The organism is Mesorhizobium sp. B3-1-7 (assembly GCF_006439385.1).
Taxonomy (GTDB): Bacteria; Pseudomonadota; Alphaproteobacteria; order Rhizobiales; family Rhizobiaceae; genus Mesorhizobium.
The window spans coordinates 58,878-77,938 of record NZ_VFTL01000033.1; the positions used below are offsets into that span (position 1 = coordinate 58,878).

Genomic DNA, 19,061 nt, shown 5'->3' on the forward strand with positions numbered 1-19,061 from the left:
ACCAAGAAAGGGGAATGAAACAAATGACAAGATCGATCATGAAATCAATAGCGTACGCCGCTGCTCTCGGGCTTGGCCTGGTGGCCGGACCGACACTCGCCGCCGACTTCAGCGCTGTCTATGTGATGTCGGACAATCTCGGTGACATGGGCTTCAACGACAACGCCGCCACCGGCTTCGCTCGCGCCGAGAAGGAAGGCGTCAAGACGCGCCTGCTGCAGGCATCGCCGACCGATCCCCAGCTCTGGCGCCAGAATCTTGAGGCAGTATCGAATTCGGGCGAATGGAGTGTCGTCTTCACCGGGCCAAACATGCACGACAACCTGGCCGACGTCGCGCCGCAGCATCCCGACCAGAAATATGTCTTCTTCGACGATGAGTTGAAGCAGCCGAATGTTCTTTCGGTGAAATACGCGCAGAACGAAGGCTCCTATCTCGCCGGCGCGCTGGCCGCGATCGCGGCGACCGACAAGAAGGATTTTCCGCTCACTTCCGGCGATCCGAAGATCGCGGTGGTCGCCGGCATGGACCTGCCGGTCATCCAGGACTTCATCCTCGGCTTCAAGCAGGGCGCCAAGACCGTCGTGCCGGACATCGACGTGCAGGTGATCTTCATCGGCAACTTCAACGACGCGCAGAAGGCTTACGACCTGACCAAGACCGCGATCCAGAACGGCGCCAACGTCGTCTTCAACGTCGCCGGCCCAGCCGGCCTCGGTATCCTCAAGGGCGCTGCGGACTCCAAGAAATACGCCATCGGCGTCGATTCCGACCAGAGTGGCCTGCACCCGGACAATGTGATCGCCTCGATGATCAAGCAGATCGGCAACTCGATCTACGACTCGATCAAGCAGATCCAGGACGGCAAGGCCGAGTTCGGCCAGCTCAAGGTCTACGGCCTCGCCAATGAGGGCGTCGGCCTTGTCTACAACGACAAGCTGGTGCCCGCCGACATCAAGGCCAAAGTCGACGCCGCCAAGGCCAAGGTGGTCAGCGGCGAGATCAAGGTCGACACTGCTTTCAAGTAAGCCCTCCCAGGACCTTGAAACGGGACGCTGCCAAGGCGGCGTCCCGTCATTCCGACCAGGAAGCGTGCCCCCAGGAAGCGTGCCGATGAGCGACCCGGATATCATCTTGAGCCTTGCAGGCATCGCCAAGTCGTTTGGCGAGAAGGCCGCGCTCAGTCATGTCGACCTCGATGTCTGGCGCGGCGAGGTGCATGTCATCTGCGGCGAGAACGGCGCCGGTAAGTCGACGCTGATGAATATCCTTGCCGGCATTCACCAGCCGAACGCCGGCTCCATCGTGCTGAACGGCAAGACCGTGACGATCGCGGACCCGATCGCCGCGAGCCGCCTCGGCATCGGCATGGTGCACCAGCACTTCACGCTGGTGCCGTCCATGAGCGTGCTGAGAACCTGTTTCTCGGCCGCCAGCCGCGCCGGCTGGGTATCTTCTCCGACCGCCGGCAGATGGTCGAGCGCGCCCGCGAACTGATCGCGCGTTACAATTTCCGCCTCGATCCGGAAGCGCCGGTGCGCACGCTTTCGGTCGGCCAGCGCCAGCGCGTCGAGATCCTGAAGGCGCTGGCGTTCGACGCGGATCTCTTGATCCTCGACGAGCCGACCGCCGTGCTGACTCCGCCCGAAGTCGACGAGCTGATCGGTGTGGTCGACGGCTTGCGCGCCAGGGGCCGCACCATTCTTTTCATCACCCACAAGCTGCGCGAGGTGAAAGCCGTCTCCGACCGCGTGACCGTCATTCGCCATGGCCGCAGCATTTCGACGCGCAATACGGCAGATGTCACCGAAGCCGACATCGCCCGCGACATGGTCGGCCGCGACGTATTCCTGGTCGGCCGCAAGGGCAGTGGGCAGCGCAGCTTCGGCGCCCCGGTCCTGACGCTCGACAGTGTCAGCATGACCAATCATTCAGGCCGGCGTCTGCTCGACCGCATCTCTCTCCAGGTACGCGCCGGCGAGGTTCTGGGCATCGCCGGCGTCGACGGCAACGGCCAGACCGAACTCGCCGAGGCAATCGCCGGGCTGATGCCGGTGCAGGCGGGCAGGATCCGCTTCGGCGACCGGGATTTGACCGACGCTGATCTATGGGAGCGCCAGCAGGCCGGTCTCGGCTTCGTGCCGGAAGACCGCCTCGACCGTGGCCTGAGCGTCACGATGAGCGTCGCCGAGAACGTCGCGGCGACCAACTACAGCCGCGCCGGATTGCTGTCCGGCGGCCTGATCAATCGGCAGAAGCTGGACAGCTTCGCGGGCGAGAAGATCAAGGAGTTCGACGTGCGCGGCGCGCAGCCTGCCACGCAGGCCGGCTGGCTCTCCGGCGGCAACATGCAGAAACTGGTGATTGCCCGCGAGCTGGAGCGCGACCCATCGCTGCTCCTGATCTGCCAGCCGACGCGCGGACTGGACATCGGCGCGTCCGAATTCGTTCACGCGCGCATCCTGCAGGCCGCCGACCGGGGCCGCGCCGTGCTCCTGATCTCGTCCGAGCTCTCCGAGATCTTCGCGCTCTCCGACAGGATCGGCGTCATGTATTCGGGGCGCATGATGCGCGTCCTCGACCGCGCCGAGGCCGACGAGGAGACCGTCGGATATCTGATGAACGGCGGATCGAAGGAGGCTGCGTAATGGCGCCGGCGCTGTCCAATTTCCTGCGCGTCATTCGCGCGCCGCTCGCCGCGATCCTGCTCACGCTGGCGCTCGGCTTCCTGCTGGTCGCGTCGATCACGGATGAGCCGGTCCGCGCCTATCGCGACCTGTTGCTCGCCAATTTCGATTCGCTCGGCAACTTCGCCCTGTTCCTGAACCGCGCCACGCCGCTCACCCTGATCGCGCTCGGTGTCGTCTTCTCCTTTCGCGCCGGCATCTTCAATGTCGGCGGCGAGGGCCAGCTCTACGCGGGCGCGGTCACCACCACCGTCGTCGCCATCGCCGGCGCTTCGCTGCCGGCCTTTATGCTGATGCCGCTCGCCATCGTCGCCGGTTTTCTTGCCGGCGCGGTGGTCGGCTGGATTCCGGGCGTGCTCAAGGTGCGTCTCGCCGTCGACGAGGTGGTGACGACACTGATGCTCAACATCATCATTCTCCTGATCACCTCCTGGCTGGCCAACCAGGTGATCCGCGACACCACCGCCTATGGCGCGGTGAGCTGGATGGTGCCGAGCTCGATCTGGCTGCCGCCCTTGCCTTTCGTTCCGCGCGCCACCAGCGGCTTCCTTGTCGCCGCCGTGCTTGCCGTCGTCTCATGGATCGTGCTGTTCCGCACCCGATGGGGCGCGGAGGTTCGCGCGGCCGGCACCAATCTGCGCTTTGCCGAGGCCACCGGCGTGCCGGCGGCGCGGCGGGTGATCTCGGCGATGGTCATCGCCGGTGGATTGGCCGGGCTGGCCGGAGCGCTTTATGTGCTCGGCGTCGGACACCGCTTCGAGCAGAATTTCTCGCCGAGCTACGGGCTTGTCGGCCTCACCTGCGCCCTGCTTGCCCGTGTCCATCCGATCGGTTCGCTGGCGACCGCGCTCTTTTACGCCGCGATGCTGAATGGTGCTGCCTACATGCAGATTTCCACCGATGTGCCGCGCTCGCTGGTCAACCTTTTGACGGGCCTGCTCGTGCTGCTGATGACGGCGCGGCTGCGTCGCGCCGCCCAGGCAGCGTGAGGAGGTAAGGGATGAACCTCGCATCGCTGCTCGCCGCGGTTCTTGAACAATCGACCCCGATCCTGCTTGCCGCGCTGGCGGCAATGATCACCTTGCGCGCCAACATCCTCAATGTCGCGGTCGAGGGCATGATGCTGGCGGCCGCCTTCGCGGCCATCGCCGTCGGCGACTGGAGCGGCAGCGCCTGGCCGGCCTTCCTGTCGGCGCTGGTGGTCGCGGTGGTGCTTTCGCAGCTTCTGGCGCTGCTGACCTTGCGCTTCTTCGCCGATTTCATCGTGGCGGGCCTTGGCATCAACCTGCTGGCCGCCGGCGGCACGCTCTTCATCCTCGAGCGCTACTACAACAGTCCAGGCGGGCTGAGGCCGATCGCCTTTCCCGACATCTGGCATGTGCCCGCCGGATCGCTGTCCTGGCTGCCGGTGCTCGGGCCGGCCTTCGAAGGCCAGAGCATCATCGTGCTGATCGCGCTTGTCGCGGTGCCGCTCACCTATATCTTTCTCTACAAGACGCCGCTCGGCGCCAGCCTGCGGGCCGCGGGAGAGGACGAGCACGCCGCGCGCTCCGCCGGCATCCGCATCGCTGTCATGAAAGCCCTGTCCTTGGCGGTCAGCGGCTTGCTGGCCGGGCTTGCCGGCGCGCAGCTTGCCATGGACAAGCTGCATTTCTTCCTGCCGGACATGACCAGCGGCCGCGGCTTCATCGGGCTGGCCGCGACGCTGTTCGGCGGCGGCCAGCCCTGGATGACGGCGGCGGCGTCCTTCCTGTTCGGCTTCTTCGGCGCGCTGGGCGACCGCCTGCAAGTGTTCGCCATCCCCTCGCAGTTCGTGCTGATGCTGCCCTATCTCGCCGCCATCATCGGCCTGACTTTCGCCCGCTGGCGCATCCTGGTGCGCAACCGGCCGGCCAGAATTCAGGGCAATCCCCAATGACGAAGCCGATCATCCTCGACTGCGATCCGGGCAATGACGATGCCCTGGGCATCCTGGTCGCCGCCGGCCATAAGGCGCTCGACCTGAAGGCGGTGACGACGGGTGCCGGTCATCTTGCCGGGGACCGCACCGCGCGCAACGGCGCAATCGTCCTTGCCGTTGCGGGGCGCAAGGATGTCCCGGTTTCGGCCGGCGCCATGGGGCCATTGGTGCGCGAAAGGTTGATCGCCGGCATCCTCGACCAGACCTGTGCGCTCGACCCGGAGCGGCCGGATCTCGAAGTGGTCAACCTCGATCCACGCCACTCCAGCGACCTCATCGCCGAGATGGTCCTTTCAGGCGCCGCCGACACCGTCGTCACCACCGGTCCGCTGACCAATCTGGCCATGGCGCTGCGGCGCAATCCCGGCCTGGCGGAGAGGATCGGGCGCATCGTCTCGCTCGGCGGCGCCTGGGGGCTCGGCAACAAGACAGCGGCGGCGGAGTGGAACGTTCTGTGCGATCCGGAGGCGGCAGCCATCGTGTTCGGGGCCGGCATTCCCTTGACGCTTCTTTCGATCGACGTGGGACCGCAGGCGGTTATCACCGAAGGATTGATCGCGGACGCCGAGGCGATTGGCGGCAAGGTCGGGCTCTTCGCTGCCGAGCTCCTGCGCTCCCTGAACACGACATTCCGCCCGGGTGTGTTCGGGCCCGTCGCAATGCCGCTCAACGATCCCGTGGCATCGCTCGTCACGGCCGAACCTTCCCTGGCCAGGACCGTTCCGGCTCGGGTCGAGGTCGAGCTCGCCGGCAAGTTCACCTATGGCCGCACGGTCATCGACTTTGCCGGACGCTCGGGGCCGCCGAACGCCGAAATCGCCGTCGAGCTTGATGGCGAGGGCATCCACGCCGCCTTCATCGCCGCATTGAAGCGGCTGGCCAGCCGGTCTTACAAAACAGGAGAGGAAGTATGACAAAGAGCCGTCGCGTCCTGATCGCGGGCGAATCCTGGACCGTTCATTCGATCCACCAGAAGGGCTTCGATTCCTTCACCACGACGGAGTACGCCGAAGGCGTGCGCTGGCTGCGCGACGCCCTCGAAGGCGGTGGCTGGGACGTTGTCTACCAGCCGGCCCATATCGCCGCGCGCGACTTCCCCTTCAGCGCCGGCGAACTGGCGAAGTTCGACTGCATTATGCTGAGCGACATCGGCGCCAACACCCTGTTGCTCCATCCCGACACGTTCGTGCGGTCGAAGACGCTGCCCAATCGCCTCGAAGCGATACGCGACTATGTCCTCGGCGGCGGCGGACTGGTGATGATCGGCGGCTATATGACCTTCCAGGGCATCGACGCCAAGGCGCGCTATCGCGACACCGAAGTCGCGGAGGTGCTGGGCGTGGAAATGGAGGCGGGCGATGACCGCGCCGAGCGGCCGCAAGGCGTGAAGCCGAGCGTGGCCGCTGCAAGTCATCCGATCGTCGGCGGGCTGGAAGCGGAGTGGCCGGCGCTGCTCGGCTACAATCGCTTTGCCGCCAGGCAGAAGGCGACGGTGGTCGCTACCGTCGGCAACGATCCCTTGATCGTCGCGGCGGAGTTCGGCAAGGGGCGGTCGGTCGCCTTTGCCTCGGATTGCGGGCCGCATTGGGCGCCGCCCGCTTTTGTCGATTGGCCGGGCTACACGACGCTCTGGCGGCAGATCGTCGGCTGGGCGGCGGGAGCCTGACATGGTGACGCTCAACATCATGCGCTGGGGCGACCGCGGCGCGCCGAAGACGATGGTGGCGCTGCACGGCATCACCGCCAATGCAGGCGCCATGACCGAGCCGGCGCGGGTGCTTGCCGCGCGTGGCTGGCAGGTGATCGCTCCCGACATGCGCGGCCACGGCGAAAGCGCGCGGGGCAATGGCGACTTCTCTTTCGACAGCCTGCTCTCCGATTTCGCCGGGAACCTCCCCGCCGGACCGGACGTGCTGCTTGGCCATTCCTTCGGCGGCACGCTGGCGCAGCTTGGCGTGTTGCGCGGCCTGTTCCGGCCGAAGGCAATGCTTCTGGAAGACCCGGTCTCGCATTTTGCCGACAAGGCGACACCGAAGGGCATGCTGGACTGGGACGAAGCAAATCTGCCCCACGACATCGAGGGGCTGCTGAAACTCAATCCCGGCTGGTCGCGGCGTGACGCCGCCTGGAAAGTCGTGTCGCTCGAGCAGATATCGTTCGATGACGCGCGTTCAGCCTTCGCCGGCAACGCGCCCTGGGATCTGCGGGATGAGGCGGCGCGCCTAGCCCGGATGCTGCCGACGGTTTGGGTCCTGCCGGAAGTGAGCCGGTTTGTCCCGACCGACGACACCGCCCGCCTGCGGGCAGAGGTCGGTGAGCGGTCTGTCGTCGTGATGCCCAATGTCGGCCATAGTATCCATCGCGACGCCACGCAGGCATTCGTCGAGATAGTCGAGAAACTGGGAGCCGGCACTTGGTTCGACCGCTGAACGACGGGCACGATTTTGTGTTCCAACTGGGAGGGCATGCGCCGCGGCTTTCCGTCAGGGCTGGCGAGCAATTCACGGTGTTCACCGAGGACTGCTTTTCCGGCAAGCTGACGAGCGTCGACGGCAAGCCGCGCGAGGTCGCGCCCTATCCGAAAGTCAACCCGCTGGTCGGTCCGATCGCCGTCGAAGGGATCAGGGCCGGCGATATCATGGCGATCCGCCTGCATCGCCTGGAGCCCGCTCGTGACTGGGGCGTGGCGACGATTTCGCCGAATTTCGGCTTCCTGTCGGGAACCCGCGCCTCGCCCAACTTGCAGCAGGAGCAGGACGAGCGGGTGTGGATATGGCGCCTCTCGCCGGATCGAACGCAGTTGACCACACGGACCTCCTCCGGCCGCACGCTGCGCGCCGGCTACCGGCCTTTCCACGGCACGTTGGGCGTCGCGCCCGCTCATGGCGAGGTTCGCCTCGGCGTCGTTCCCGGCGACTTCGGCGGCAATTTCGACATCGCGGACCTGACGGAAGGCGCGACGCTCTACCTGCGGGCCAATGTCGATGGCGGGCACATCTATATCGGTGACGGACATTACGCGCAGGGCGATGGCGAGATCGCAGGCACCGCGGTCGAGGGCGCCTTCTTCACGACCCTGTCCGCCGAGAAGGCGGTGCCGGATGAGAGCTTCGACTGGCCGCGCCTGGAGACTGAAAGCCATATCGGGGTCATCGGCTGCGCGCGGCCGCTGGACGACGCCGCCCGCATCGCGGTCGCCGGGCTGGTGCGCTGGGTGGCGCAACGGACAGGCATGGACACGATGGACGCGCATCAACTGGTCAGCCAGACCTGCAGCCTGCGCATCGGCAATGTCGTGAATCCCGCTTTCACGGCGCTTTGTTCCGTGCCCAAGGCGGTTCTGTCGCAATAGCGGAACGGCGACGCGTCCGCGGTTGATACGGCCGCGTGATGCCCGGCCAGCTGGACGCGACGCTGGCAATTGCCCATGGTCGGTCGACCAGCCGGAATCGCGCCATGGACGTCGCCGTCTTCATCCTCGTCGTGCTCGCCTTCGTGACTTTGTCCGGTGCGCTGGTGCGGCTGGTGCGCGTGCCGCTGCCGGTGCTGCAGATCGCGATCGGCGCCGCCCTGGCCTGGCCGGCACGCGGCCTGCATGTCGAGATCGACCCGGAGCTGTTTCTCCTGGTGTTCATTCCGCCGTTGCTGTTCGGCGATGCGTTCTCGGCGCCGAAGCGCGAGCTGATCGCGTTGCGCAGCCCGATCCTCGACCTCGCCATCGGGCTCGTCTTCTTCACCATCGTCGGCTTCGGTTACGCCTTGCACTGGCTGGTGCCGAGCATCCCGCTGGTCGTCGCCTTCGCTCTGGCCGCCGTGCTGTCGCCGACCGATGCGGTCGCCGTGTCCTCGATCGTCGACCGCAATGTCGTCCCGGCGCGGCTGATGCACATATTGGAAGGCGAATCCCTGCTCAACGACGCCTCGGGTCTGGTGATGTTCCGCTTCACCGTCGCGGCGGCGCTGACCGGCAGCTTTTCGTTCGCCGCGGCATCCCTGAGCTTCCTCTTGGCTGTGGCGATCGGCATTCTCGCCGGCATCGCGGCGCTGTTCATCGCCGCGAAGTCGTTGCAGATCCTCGGCCGCATCACCAGCACACCGGCCGAGGCGCAGGTGCTGGTCATGGTGCTGTTGCCCTTCGTCGCCTATCTGATCGCCGAGCATTTGAACGCGTCGGGCGTTCTGGCGGCTGTCACCGCCGGCCTGTTGACCGGATATTCCGGCATCGTCCGCCACATGGCGGTCTCGGCGCGCATCCAGACGATCTCGCTCTGGTCGATGCTGATCTTCATGTTCAACGGCTCGCTGTTCATCCTGCTTGGCCTGCAACTGCCCGACATCATCCGCAAGGTGCCGCCGGAGCTGACGACCCGGCATTGGCTGTTCGAGCCGGCATTGACCGTGCTGTTGCTCACGCTCTGCCTGATCGGCCTGCGCTATGTCTGGATCTGGATCGGCGACATGGGCGCCGTGCTTGCCGCGCGTCTCGGCAAGCGCAAAGCCGAACCCTTTGGTTTTCGCGTCAGGCTCGCCGGTTCGATCGCCGGCGTGCGCGGCGCCGTCACTCTGGCCGGCATCCTGTCCCTGCCGCTTACCTTGCAAGACGGCTCGCCGTTCCCGGCCCGCGACCTCGTGATCTTCCTCGCCGCCGGCGTCATCATATGCTCGCTGGCGATTGCGAGCCTTACCCTGCCTACGGTCGCGCGCGGCCTCTTCGAGCCTGGCGAGCATCCAGGTGCGGCCGAAGAGCGCCGCGCCCGCGTCGGCGCCGCCAACGCGGCCATCGCCAGGATCGAAGGCCTCGCCAGCGACGGCAGTGAAGGGGAGGCCCACATGAAGCTTGCCATCGCCGAGAGCGTCGCATCCATCTACCGGCGGCGCATCTCGCTCTCCGACGGCGCCGACGAAGCGCGCGCCGAGGCCCGCGAATCCGGGCGGATCGAGCTCGGATTCAGGCTTGCCGGCATCGAGGCCGAGCGGGCCGAACTGCAGGCGATGCTTCGCCGTGGCGACATCAATGACCATACGGCGCGCAAGCTGTTCACCGAGATCACCTTCTCGGAAGCGATCCTCAAGGGCCGCGAACCGCGGGATTAGAGCTGGACGGGTTTGTCTTGGCGCAAACCGGCCAGCAAATTTCGCGCCGCAAACGTGGCGGCTCGGAAACAACTGTGTTAATGCGCGGCGACCTCGCAGACCTCCGGCCCCAAGGGAAAGCAAGCCATGTCAAACGCAGCGGCAGCCTCCAGAAAATTCGAATCCTTCTTCGAGACCACGCTTGCCGACGCCGATCCGGAAATCTTCGGCGCCATCCGCAACGAGCTTGGGCGCCAGCGCCACGAGATCGAGCTGATCGCGTCGGAAAACATCGTGTCGCGCGCCGTGCTCGAAGCGCAGGGCTCGATCATGACCAACAAATATGCCGAGGGTTATCCGGGCAAGCGCTACTATGGCGGCTGCCAGTTCGTCGACGTGGCCGAGGAACTGGCCATCGAGCGCGCGAAAAAGCTCTTTGGCTGTAATTTCGCCAACGTTCAGCCGAACTCGGGCAGCCAGATGAACCAGGCCGTGTTCCTGGCGCTGCTGCAGCCCGGCGACACCTTCATGGGCCTCGACCTGAATTCGGGCGGGCATCTCACCCACGGCTCGCCGGTCAACATGAGCGGCAAGTGGTTCAAGGTCGTCTCCTATGGCGTGCGCAAGGAAGACCATTTGCTCGACATGGACGCGATCGAGAAGACCGCGCATGAGACCAAGCCGAAGCTGATCCTGGCCGGCGGCACCGCCTATTCGCGCATCTGGGACTGGAAGCGTTTCCGCGAGATCGCCGATTCGATCGGCGCCTATCTGATGGTCGACATGGCGCATATCGCCGGTCTCGTCGCCGGCGGCGTGCATCCGTCGCCATTGCCTCATGCCCATGTCGTGACCACGACGACCCACAAATCGCTGCGCGGTCCGCGCGGCGGCATGATCCTGTGCAACGACGAGGACATCGCCAAGAAGATGAATTCGGCGGTATTTCCGGGCTTGCAGGGCGGCCCGCTGATGCATGTCATCGCCGCCAAGGCGGTGGCGCTCGGCGAGGCGCTGAAGCCGAGCTTCAAGGCCTATGCCGAAAGCATCGTCGCCAATGCCAAGGCGCTGGCGTCCAGCCTGCAGGAGACTGGCCTCGATATCGTCTCCGGCGGTACCGACAACCATTTGATGCTGGTCGACCTTCGGCCGAAGAACGCCACCGGCAAGCGCGCGGAAGCCGCCCTCGGCCGCGCCAACATCACCTGCAACAAGAACGGCATCCCGTTCGATCCGGAAAAGCCGTTCGTGACGTCGGGCGTACGCCTCGGCACGCCGGCCGGCACCACGCGCGGCTTCGGCCAGGCCGAATTCCGCGAGATCGGCAAGCTGATCGCCGAGGTGCTGGACGGGCTGAAGGTGGCGAATTCCGACGACGGCAATGCGGCCGTCGAGGCCGCCGTCAAAGCCAAGGTCACGGCGTTGACCGACCGCTTCCCGCTTTACCCCTATCTCGGCTGATCCACGCTCGGTTGCCCTCCGTCGGTTGACCGCGCGACATACGTCATCTTTTATCCTTGCGCTTCGCGCCGCTCCTTGATCGGGCGGCGCGGCTTACCGGAGACCTGATGATGCGCACTTTCCGTCTTGCCACCCTGGCCCTGTCTGGCTCGCTGGCCGTTTTCGCCCTGTCCGGCGCGGTTGCGCAGGAGCAGGCGCAGCCCGGCTCCGACATGCCGGCCACCAATACCTTCGGCAAGTGGACCACCATCATCGATACGCTCGATACCGGGCAGGATGCGCACAAGACCTGCGCCGCCTCGACTGCATTCGTCGACGGCGACGGCAATGCCGGATCCCTGACGCTGTCGATCTCGACTGGCGATGCGCTGCCGCCGGACGCGTATCCGGCCATCATGTTCATCATCGACAACGGGAACCTGCCGACCGGCGACAAGATCGCCGCGACCTTCGGCGACCCTGGCGTGAAGGTCGCTGCGACCGTGACCTCCAACGGCGCCGCCGGTGGTCGTCCCAGCTGGATGGTCGACAACCAGGCCAAGACCAGCCTCGCCCTGCTGCGCGCCATGCGCAAGGTCACCTCGCTCGATGTCACCTTCGGCAAACAGAAGGTCACCAGCATCCCGATGGACGGCTTCACCAAGGCCTATCGCAACCTAGGCGCGTCCTGCGGGTTCTCGACCAAGGATGTTGCGCCCTGACGCCTGTCGGCTAGCGGGGTGGGGCGCTGGCAATCTTGCTTATGCCTCGCTATCTCTGAGGCATGAAAGGCTCTAAGCCTTTCGCCCACAGAATCGCGAACCCAAGGCTCTCCATGCGCTGTCCCTATTGCCAGTCCGAAGATACGCAGGTGAAGGATTCGCGTCCCGCCGAAGACGGCGCGGCGATCCGCAGGCGGCGGGTGTGCCCCGATTGCGGCGGCCGTTTCACGACTTTCGAGCGCGTCCAACTGCGCGACCTTGTCGTCGTCAAGAAGTCCGGCCGCAAGGTGCCTTTCGACCGTGACAAGCTGCTGCGCTCCGTCGAGATCGCCGTGCGCAAGCGCAATGTCGACCCCGAGCGCATCGACCGCGCGGTCACCGGCATCGTGCGCCAGCTCGAAAGCTCCGGCGAAACCGAGGTTGCTTCGGGCGAAGTCGGCCGGCTGGTCATGGATGCGCTGAAATCGCTGGATGACGTCGCCTATGTCCGCTTCGCCTCGGTCTATCGCAATTTCCGCGAGGCCAAGGATTTTCATGAGCTGCTGGGCGAACTGAAGGGCGACGAGGAAAAGACCGAAGAGGACGCTGGCTGATCATGGCGGGACAGCGACTGGACGAGGCCGCGCAGGCGGCCCTTGATCGCCGTTTCATGGCCGCGGCCATCAGGTTGTCGCGCCGCAACGCCGGCCGCACGTCGACCAACCCTTCCGTCGGCACCATCATCGTGCGCGACGACGGCGCCGGCCCGATGATCGTCGGTACCGGCGTGACGGCCGTCGGCGGCCGCCCGCATGCCGAGACCGAAGCGCTGGCCGAGGCCGGCGAACTCGCGCGTGGTGCTACGGCTTACGTTACTTTGGAGCCTTGCGCCCACCACGGCCGCACGCCGCCTTGCGCCAACGCGCTGGTCAATGCCGGCATCGCGCGCGTCGTCGGCGCGGCAAGCGATCCCGATCCGCGCGTCTCCGGCAAGGGCTACGCCATACTGCGCGCCGCCGGTGTCGAGGTGGTGGAGAAAGTGCTGGCCGCCGAGGCCGCCGAGCAGATGGCCGGCTATCTGACTCGTTCTCTAAAAAAACGCCCGGAAGTAACTCTGAAGCTTGCGCTTTCGAGTGACGGCAAGATCGGCCGCAAAGGCGCGGGCCAGGTCGCCATCACCGGCGAGATCGCGCGGCGCGATGTCTATCTGATGCGCGCCGAGTCCGACGCCATCCTGGTCGGCATCGGCACCGCTCTCGAGGACGACCCGGCGCTGACCGTGCGCCTTCCGGGACTGGAGAACCGCTCGCCGGCGCGCATCATCCTCGATCGGCAGATCCGGCTGCCGGAGACATCCAAGCTGATATCCGGCGTCGACCGCGTGCCGCTCTATATCGCCGCCTGTCTGGAAGCCGACCCGCACCGGCGGGCGGCGCTCGAACGCGCGGGCGTGCGCTTCATCGGCACCGAAACCCACAATGGCGTGGTCGCCTTGCCGGAATTGCTGGAAGACCTTGCCGCGCTTGGCATGGCAAGCGTTTTGGTCGAAGGCGGCGCCAAGGTAGCCAAGGCCTTCCTCGAGGAAGACCTTGTCGACCGCATCGTCCTGTTCCAGGGACCTGAGGCGATCGGCAAAGACGGTATTGCATCGCCTATCGACGCCGACCATATCCCGGCAGGTTTTCGCAAGCTGCGTGATATGCGCTTCGGCGAAGACAGTTACGCCGAGTGGGTAAGACCATGATCCCAAAAAGTGGGAACCGATTTTTGGGTTAGATCATGGTCAAAATGAAAGACGCTCTCTGATGTTTACTGGGATTGTGACTGACGTTGGCACTGTCGCTACCGTGAAGCCGCTGGCCGAAGGCGTTGGGCTGCGCATAGACACCACCTATGATCCCGAAACCATCGCCATCGGCGCCTCCATCTCCTGCGGCGGCGTTTGCCTGACGGTCACGGCGCTCCCCGAAACTGGTTCCAACGCGCGCTGGTTCGAGGTCGAGGCCTGGGAGGAGGCGCTGAGGCTCACCACGGCATCCAGCTGGAAATCAGGCACCAGGATCAATCTCGAACGGGCGCTGAAGATCGGCGACGAGCTCGGCGGCCACATCGTTTCCGGCCATGTCGACGGCACGGCCGAGATCGTCGAGCGCAAGGAGGAGGGCGATGCCGTGCGCTTCACGCTGGAAGCGCCGCGGCATCTGGCGAAGTTCATCGCGCCGAAAGGGTCGGTCGCGCTCGACGGCACCTCGCTCACCGTCAACAAGGTCGAAGGCACCCGCTTCGACGTGCTGCTCATCCATCATTCGCTGAGCGTCACCACCTGGGGCCAACGCCAGGCCGGCGACCGCGTCAATCTCGAGATCGACACCATGGCCCGCTATGCCGCGCGCCTGGCGGAGGCGGCGAAAGAGGGGCTTTGACAAAAGCAAGTCGTGAGGCCGCGCCGTTCAACACTGCGTCCCGCTTCACTTCTGCTCGCGCCCCTCGTAAGCTTTTCACCTGTCCGGAGGGGAAAGCCATGACCAACCCGTCGCAACAAGTCATGAGGCTGGGTTTCGGATTTGCCGTGTCACAGGCGCTGCGCGTCGTCATCGAACTCGGCATTCCCGATCTTCTGGCTTCCGGCGAGCAGTCAGTTGAAGATTTGGCGGCCGCCACGAAGACGGATGCGGAATCGCTCTATCGCGTCATGCGGCTTCTGGCTCCGGAGGGGGTCTTCACTGAAGTTCGCCCTCGTCATTTTACCTTGATGGAGGTGGGCGCGGCGCTTCGTTCCGATCGACCCGGACCACGCGACTTCATCCGGATGGTCAACAGCGAGGCCTATCTTGCGTTCGAGCAGCTTCTGCATTCCGTCCGCACCGGAAAGCCGGCCTTCGACAAGGTGTTCGGAAGTCCGAGGTTCGATTGGCTTTCGGCCCACCCGGAACAGGCTGCCCTGTTTCAGCGAGCTATGATTGCCCAGGGCCAAGGCAGCAACGAGGCGGTCGCCGACGCCTATGATTTCAGCCGATACACGCGGGTCGTCGATGTCGGCGGCGGGCATGGACAGCTTCTCTCGGCCATCCTTGCCCGCAATCCCCATTTGAGCGGGGTTCTTCTCGATCTCGCCTCCGGAGTGGCGGCGGCGCGCCAGGAGGCCGGGAGCGATCCGTCGCGCACCGACTTCGTCGTCGGCGACTTCTTCGACAGCGTCCCCGTCGGCGACGTCTATGTAATCAAGAAGGTGATCCACGATTGGGACGATGAACGCGCGGAGTTGATCTTGCGCCGTTGCCGCGAGGCAATGCAAACGCATGGCAGGGTGCTTGTGGCCGAGACGCTCGTCCCTGCGGGCGACGAACCAGCCCAGATCAAGGCCATCGATGTGGTCATGCTCGCGGTCACCGGCGGCCTTGAGCGGACCGAGGCGCAATACGCCAGGCTGTTCGAGGCCGCAGGGCTGAAGCTCGAGCGAGTGATCGACACCACCGCGCCGATCTCGATCCTTGAGGCTTCGCCTACCTAGCCAAACAAAGTACCGAAACATCGCGCTGCCCCGGGATCTGAATCCTTCGAGAGATACAGCGTTGGTGTCGGTCCGCCAATCTTCCGCTTGCGATAAACCCGGCTTCGGCCTAAGTCACCGGCAACCCCCCGGAGACTTTTATGGCAGGCACATCCCAACACGGCAAAGCGTTCATTCGCCCGAAGGCGAAGGCGCATCTGCTCATTGTCGAAGCGCGCTTTCACGACGATCTCGCCGACGCGCTGCTCGAAGGTGCGACCGGCGCGCTCGACGAGGCTGGCGCCACATATGACGTCGTCACGGTTCCTGGCTCGCTCGAAATACCTGCTGTCATCACCTTCGCGCTCGATGGCGCGGCCGAAGGCGGCACGCATTACGACGGTTTTGTCGCGCTAGGAACCGTCGTCCGCGGCGACACCTACCATTTCGACATCGTCGCCAATGAATCGAGCCGCGCGCTCATGGACCTTTCGGTGCAGGAGGCGATCGCGATCGGCAATGGCATTCTGACCACAGAAAACGACGCGCAGGCATGGGCGCGTGCGCGAAAGACGGAAGGCGACAAGGGCGGCTTCGCCGCGCGCGCGGCGCTGACCATGATCGCGCTCAAAGAGAAATTCGGAGCCCAATCGTGACCGAGCCCGCCTCGACCGGAGCGGTACGCCACGCCAACAAGCGCGGCGCCGCCCGTCTTGCCGCCGTCCAGGCGCTCTATCAGATGGATGTGGCCGGCAGCGGCGTTTTCGAGATCACGGCCGAATACGAGACCTTTCGCCTCGGCAAGGAAGTCGATGGCGCGCTCTATCGCGAGGCCGACGCGCAATGGTTCCGCGCCATCCTGACCGGCGTCGTCGAGAACCAGAAGACCATCGACCCCGTCATCCGCCAGGCACTGACCGAGGACTGGCCGCTGTCGCGGCTGGATTCGACGCTGCGCGCCATTCTGCGCGCCGGCGTCTATGAACTGATGAAGCGCGAGGATGTGCCGGTGGCTGTCATCGTCTCCGAATATGTCGACATCGCCAAGGCGTTCTACGAGGAAGACGAGCCTAAGCTGGTCAACGCCGTTCTTGATCGCGTCTCGCGCCGGGTTCGCGGCGAGGGGCGTGGCAAGGACGCTTCGTGACAGCCGCAACGGCCGGGGTCGCCGAGGCCGGCAGGGAAGGGCGTCGCACGGCGGTGCTGCTTGCCGCCGCGCAGGCGATCGTCGGTTCGGCCGCGCCGATCGCTATTTCGCTCGGCGCGCTGGCCGGACAATATCTGCTCGGTCCCGACAAATCCCTGGCCACCGCGCCGGTCACCGGCTTCAACATCGGCGTGGCGCTCGGCGCCTTGCCAGCCGCCGCCATCATCCGTAGCCTCGGCCATCGCGGCGGCTTCATGATCGGCACCATCGTCACCGCGCTCGGCGGCCTGATCGCGACGCTCGCGCTCTATCAGGCGAGCTTCTGGCTGTTCGCCTTCGGTCTCTGCGTCATCGGTGTCGGCGGCGCCTTCGTCCAGCAGTTCCGTTTCGCCGCCGCCGACAACGCGCCACCCGAATTCAAGGCGCGCGCCATCTCCTTCGTGCTGGCGGGCGGCATCATCACCGCCATCCTCGGGCCGCAGATCGTCATCTACACGCGCGAATTGCTCGCCCCGGTGATGTTTGCGGGATCCTTCGCCTCGATCCTGCCCCTGGCGGCGGTCGGCGCGCTCATCCTGTCGTTCCTGCGCGTTTCCTCGCGGACCGACGCCGTCTCTGAAACCGCTGCAAGCGACGCCCGCCCCCTGATCGAAATCGTCACCCAGCCGCGTTTCGTCGCCGCGTTGTTCTGCACCGTCGGCAGCTACGCGCTGATGAGCTTCGTCATGACCGGCGCGCCGCTCGCCATGGTCGGCTGCGGCCTGTCGGAAGACAATGCGACGCTTGGCATTTCCTGGCATGTCATGGCCATGTTCGGGCCGAGCTTCTTCACCGGTTCGCTGATCCATCGCTTTGGCGCTGAGCGCATCGTTGCCACTGGCCTTGTCCTGCTCATCGGCTGCGGCGCCGTGGCGCTTTCCGGCCTGGCGCTGTGGCAGTTCTGGACGGCGCTGATCCTTCTCGGGCTCGGCTGGAACTTCGGTTTCATCGGCGCGACCGCCATGGTCGCGGCCAGCTACCGGCCCTCCGAGAAGAGCAAGGTCCAGGGTTTCCATGATTTTGTCCTGTTCGGCTCCGTCGCCTTTGCCTCGCTGATGTCGGGCGCGATCTACAATGCCTGGGGCTGGACCATGCTGAACTGGATCGTTTTCCCGGTCGTAGTGCTTTGCTTCCTGGCACTTGGCACGCTCAAGCTGCAGGGCTTGCGTTCCGCCAACTGACATTACGCTGTCGGGACCGGGCCGGGCACCGGCCTCGCGCGGGGAACAAAAATATTGCGCTGATCCCCCTACTTATGAAACCGTGTACCCCGACTGGCCGTTATAGCCGTGCTCATATGCGGCCACCGGATCCTCGGTTCATAGCAAGGGATTTTCACAATGTTTTCAATAGGAAAGCTCGCCGTAGCTGCCATCGCGCTCGGCCTTGCCACCGCCTCGGCCAACGCCCAGGTGGTCGTCTCCTCGAAGATCGACACGGAAGGCGGGGTGCTGGGCAACATCATCCAGCTCGTCCTCAACGCCAACAACATCAAGACGACGGACCGCATCCAGCTCGGCGCGACGCCCGTGGTGCGCAAGGCGATCACCGCCGGCGAGATCGACATCTATCCCGAATACACCGGCAATGCCGCCTTCTTCTTCCAGAAGGCCGATGATCCGGTCTGGAAGGATGCCGCCAAGGCTTACGAAACCGCCAAGAAGCTGGACTACGACGCCAACAAGATCGTCTGGCTGTCGCCGTCGCCGGCCAACAACACCTGGGCGATCGCGCTGCGCAAGGAAGTGGCCGACGAGAACAAGCTCGTCACGCTTTCGGACTTCGGCAAATACGTCGCGGGCGGCGGCAAGGTGGTGCTCGCGGCTTCGGCCGAGTTCGTCAATTCGGCCGCCGCGCTTCCGGCCTTCCAGACGACCTACGGCTTCACGCTGAAGCCGGACCAGTTGATCACTCTCTCCGGCGGCGACACCGCGGCGACGATCGCAGCCGCCGCCAACCAGACCAACGGCGCCAACGCCGCCATGGTCTATGGCACCGATGGCGGCATCCAGCCCTCCGGCCTCGTCGTGCTCGAGGACGACAAGGGCGTGCAGCCCGTCTACCAGCCGGCGCCGATCATCCGCGAAGAGGTCTTGAAGCAGCACCCGGAAATCGAGGCGCTGCTGAAGCCGGTCTTCGCCAAGCTCGATCTCGTCACGCTGCAGGAGCTCAACGGCCGCGTGCAACTGGGCGGCGAGCCCGCGAAGGGCGTGGCGGAGGACTTTTTGAAGAAGAACGGGTTCTTGAAGTAGATCGCGGCATAATAAGTGCGGGCTGGAGAGGTGCGGTTGGCGGAACTGCTGACCTCCCCCCTTGCGGGGGAGATGGCCGGCAGGACGGAGGGGGGTGCTGTCCCGCCGACCCTTCAACCTATCGAAGGAAAGTCCTTCGGCGGGTTTACCTTTGAACGAGCTCGTATTCCAAGGTTGGCGTTCCTTCACCTCTGGCCTGCCGGCCATCTCCCCCGCAAGGGGGGAGATCGGTTCTCCCGCCGGCTTTCGCCAACCGCCAAGACCGCAAGGGG

General features: G+C 65.2%; 20 protein-coding genes. All 20 read left to right on the plus strand.

Translation table 11 applies throughout. The features are described 5' to 3' along the window. Window positions 1-38: 38 nt before the first annotated feature. The 20 genes from FJ417_RS24880 (at window position 39) to FJ417_RS24975 (ending at window position 18,789) form a co-directional block, all read left to right on the plus strand. Window positions 39-1,028 carry a BMP family ABC transporter substrate-binding protein gene (locus tag FJ417_RS24880; RefSeq protein WP_181183291.1) on the plus strand — a complete coding sequence of 330 codons (990 nt, stop codon included), beginning with the start codon at window positions 39-41 and terminating at the stop codon, window positions 1,026-1,028. Window positions 1,029-1,113: 85 nt separating this feature from the next. Then, complete coding sequence (locus FJ417_RS33220) at window positions 1,114-1,497, plus strand: ATP-binding cassette domain-containing protein (protein ID WP_181183292.1); 384 nt, start codon at window positions 1,114-1,116, stop codon at window positions 1,495-1,497. Further along, window positions 1,473-2,648, plus strand: coding sequence for an ATP-binding cassette domain-containing protein (locus FJ417_RS33860; RefSeq protein WP_140785253.1), 1,176 nt, complete (start codon window positions 1,473-1,475; stop codon window positions 2,646-2,648). Before FJ417_RS33220 ends, FJ417_RS33860 begins: the two co-directional genes overlap by 25 nt. Further along, on the plus strand, window positions 2,648-3,676 hold the full coding sequence (locus FJ417_RS24895) for an ABC transporter permease (protein WP_140641405.1): 1,029 nt from the start codon (window positions 2,648-2,650) through the stop codon (window positions 3,674-3,676). The genes FJ417_RS33860 and FJ417_RS24895 overlap by 1 nt, the downstream gene beginning before the upstream one ends. An 11-nt stretch (window positions 3,677-3,687) precedes the next feature. Continuing rightward, complete coding sequence (locus FJ417_RS24900; RefSeq protein ID WP_140785254.1) at window positions 3,688-4,605, plus strand: ABC transporter permease; 918 nt, start codon at window positions 3,688-3,690, stop codon at window positions 4,603-4,605. Continuing rightward, the gene (locus tag FJ417_RS24905) at window positions 4,602-5,561 is read left to right on the plus strand and encodes a nucleoside hydrolase (protein ID WP_140785255.1); all 960 of its coding nucleotides are present in this window, start codon (window positions 4,602-4,604) and stop codon (window positions 5,559-5,561) included. The genes FJ417_RS24900 and FJ417_RS24905 overlap by 4 nt, the downstream gene beginning before the upstream one ends. After that, on the plus strand, window positions 5,558-6,313 hold the full coding sequence (locus tag FJ417_RS24910; protein WP_140785256.1) for a glutamine amidotransferase: 756 nt from the start codon (window positions 5,558-5,560) through the stop codon (window positions 6,311-6,313). Before FJ417_RS24905 ends, FJ417_RS24910 begins: the two co-directional genes overlap by 4 nt. Window position 6,314: 1 nt before the next feature. After that, window positions 6,315-7,076: an alpha/beta hydrolase gene (locus FJ417_RS24915; RefSeq protein WP_140785257.1), complete on the plus strand. Its 762-nt coding sequence runs from the start codon at window positions 6,315-6,317 to the stop codon at window positions 7,074-7,076. Continuing rightward, the gene (locus FJ417_RS24920) at window positions 7,061-7,999 is read left to right on the plus strand and encodes an acetamidase/formamidase family protein (protein ID WP_140785258.1); all 939 of its coding nucleotides are present in this window, start codon (window positions 7,061-7,063) and stop codon (window positions 7,997-7,999) included. Before FJ417_RS24915 ends, FJ417_RS24920 begins: the two co-directional genes overlap by 16 nt. Before the next feature lie 104 nt (window positions 8,000-8,103). Continuing rightward, window positions 8,104-9,741 (plus strand): Na+/H+ antiporter, encoded by a 1,638-nt coding sequence (locus tag FJ417_RS24925; RefSeq protein ID WP_140785259.1) that lies wholly within the window; start codon window positions 8,104-8,106, stop codon window positions 9,739-9,741. A 126-nt stretch (window positions 9,742-9,867) separates the two neighbouring features. Next, the gene (glyA, locus tag FJ417_RS24930) at window positions 9,868-11,181 is read left to right on the plus strand and encodes a serine hydroxymethyltransferase (protein WP_140785260.1); all 1,314 of its coding nucleotides are present in this window, start codon (window positions 9,868-9,870) and stop codon (window positions 11,179-11,181) included. 107 nt (window positions 11,182-11,288) lie between these two features. Further along, window positions 11,289-11,882 carry a hypothetical protein gene (locus FJ417_RS24935; protein WP_246687537.1) on the plus strand — a complete coding sequence of 198 codons (594 nt, stop codon included), beginning with the start codon at window positions 11,289-11,291 and terminating at the stop codon, window positions 11,880-11,882. 113 nt (window positions 11,883-11,995) lie between these two features. Further along, window positions 11,996-12,475 (plus strand): transcriptional regulator NrdR, encoded by a 480-nt coding sequence (nrdR, locus tag FJ417_RS24940; protein WP_027167964.1) that lies wholly within the window; start codon window positions 11,996-11,998, stop codon window positions 12,473-12,475. A gap of 2 nt (window positions 12,476-12,477) precedes the next feature. Beyond that, the gene (gene ribD / locus FJ417_RS24945; RefSeq protein ID WP_181182195.1) at window positions 12,478-13,605 is read left to right on the plus strand and encodes a bifunctional diaminohydroxyphosphoribosylaminopyrimidine deaminase/5-amino-6-(5-phosphoribosylamino)uracil reductase RibD; all 1,128 of its coding nucleotides are present in this window, start codon (window positions 12,478-12,480) and stop codon (window positions 13,603-13,605) included. A 61-nt stretch (window positions 13,606-13,666) separates the two neighbouring features. Continuing rightward, window positions 13,667-14,284, plus strand: a complete 618-nt coding sequence (locus FJ417_RS24950) for a riboflavin synthase (RefSeq protein ID WP_140659090.1) — start codon at window positions 13,667-13,669, stop codon at window positions 14,282-14,284. Next, window positions 14,281-15,372, plus strand: a complete 1,092-nt coding sequence (locus FJ417_RS24955; RefSeq protein WP_246687538.1) for an acetylserotonin O-methyltransferase — start codon at window positions 14,281-14,283, stop codon at window positions 15,370-15,372. Before FJ417_RS24950 ends, FJ417_RS24955 begins: the two co-directional genes overlap by 4 nt. 140 nt (window positions 15,373-15,512) lie before the next feature. Next, complete coding sequence (gene ribH / locus FJ417_RS24960; protein ID WP_140641425.1) at window positions 15,513-16,007, plus strand: 6,7-dimethyl-8-ribityllumazine synthase; 495 nt, start codon at window positions 15,513-15,515, stop codon at window positions 16,005-16,007. Then, window positions 16,004-16,498, plus strand: coding sequence for a transcription antitermination factor NusB (gene nusB / locus FJ417_RS24965; RefSeq protein WP_140785261.1), 495 nt, complete (start codon window positions 16,004-16,006; stop codon window positions 16,496-16,498). The genes ribH and nusB overlap by 4 nt, the downstream gene beginning before the upstream one ends. After that, on the plus strand, window positions 16,495-17,718 hold the full coding sequence (locus FJ417_RS24970) for an MFS transporter (protein ID WP_140785262.1): 1,224 nt from the start codon (window positions 16,495-16,497) through the stop codon (window positions 17,716-17,718). Before nusB ends, FJ417_RS24970 begins: the two co-directional genes overlap by 4 nt. A 159-nt stretch (window positions 17,719-17,877) precedes the next feature. Continuing rightward, on the plus strand, window positions 17,878-18,789 hold the full coding sequence (locus tag FJ417_RS24975; protein WP_140641431.1) for an ABC transporter substrate-binding protein: 912 nt from the start codon (window positions 17,878-17,880) through the stop codon (window positions 18,787-18,789). The last annotated feature ends 272 nt before the right edge of the window (window positions 18,790-19,061 follow it).

Bases quoted from the DNA above. Each gene is read 5' to 3' on its own strand.
- FJ417_RS24910 (WP_140785256.1), top strand. From the start codon at position 5,558: ATGACAAAGAGCCGTCGCGTCCTGATCGCGGGCGAATCCTGGACCGTT.
- glyA (WP_140785260.1), top strand. From the start codon at position 9,868: ATGTCAAACGCAGCGGCAGCCTCCAGAAAATTCGAATCCTTCTTCGAG.
- FJ417_RS24975 (WP_140641431.1), top strand. From the start codon at position 17,878: ATGTTTTCAATAGGAAAGCTCGCCGTAGCTGCCATCGCGCTCGGCCTT.
- ribH (WP_140641425.1), top strand. From the start codon at position 15,513: ATGGCAGGCACATCCCAACACGGCAAAGCGTTCATTCGCCCGAAGGCG.
- nrdR (WP_027167964.1), top strand. From the start codon at position 11,996: ATGCGCTGTCCCTATTGCCAGTCCGAAGATACGCAGGTGAAGGATTCG.
- FJ417_RS24900 (WP_140785254.1), top strand. From the start codon at position 3,688: ATGAACCTCGCATCGCTGCTCGCCGCGGTTCTTGAACAATCGACCCCG.
- FJ417_RS33220 (WP_181183292.1), top strand. From the start codon at position 1,114: ATGAGCGACCCGGATATCATCTTGAGCCTTGCAGGCATCGCCAAGTCG.
- FJ417_RS24905 (WP_140785255.1), top strand. From the start codon at position 4,602: ATGACGAAGCCGATCATCCTCGACTGCGATCCGGGCAATGACGATGCC.
- FJ417_RS24925 (WP_140785259.1), top strand. From the start codon at position 8,104: ATGGACGTCGCCGTCTTCATCCTCGTCGTGCTCGCCTTCGTGACTTTG.
- FJ417_RS33860 (WP_140785253.1), top strand. From the start codon at position 1,473: ATGGTCGAGCGCGCCCGCGAACTGATCGCGCGTTACAATTTCCGCCTC.
- ribD (WP_181182195.1), top strand. From the start codon at position 12,478: ATGGCGGGACAGCGACTGGACGAGGCCGCGCAGGCGGCCCTTGATCGC.
- FJ417_RS24935 (WP_246687537.1), top strand. From the start codon at position 11,289: ATGATGCGCACTTTCCGTCTTGCCACCCTGGCCCTGTCTGGCTCGCTG.
- FJ417_RS24950 (WP_140659090.1), top strand. From the start codon at position 13,667: ATGTTTACTGGGATTGTGACTGACGTTGGCACTGTCGCTACCGTGAAG.
- FJ417_RS24880 (WP_181183291.1), top strand. From the start codon at position 39: ATGAAATCAATAGCGTACGCCGCTGCTCTCGGGCTTGGCCTGGTGGCC.
- FJ417_RS24895 (WP_140641405.1), top strand. From the start codon at position 2,648: ATGGCGCCGGCGCTGTCCAATTTCCTGCGCGTCATTCGCGCGCCGCTC.
- FJ417_RS24915 (WP_140785257.1), top strand. From the start codon at position 6,315: ATGGTGACGCTCAACATCATGCGCTGGGGCGACCGCGGCGCGCCGAAG.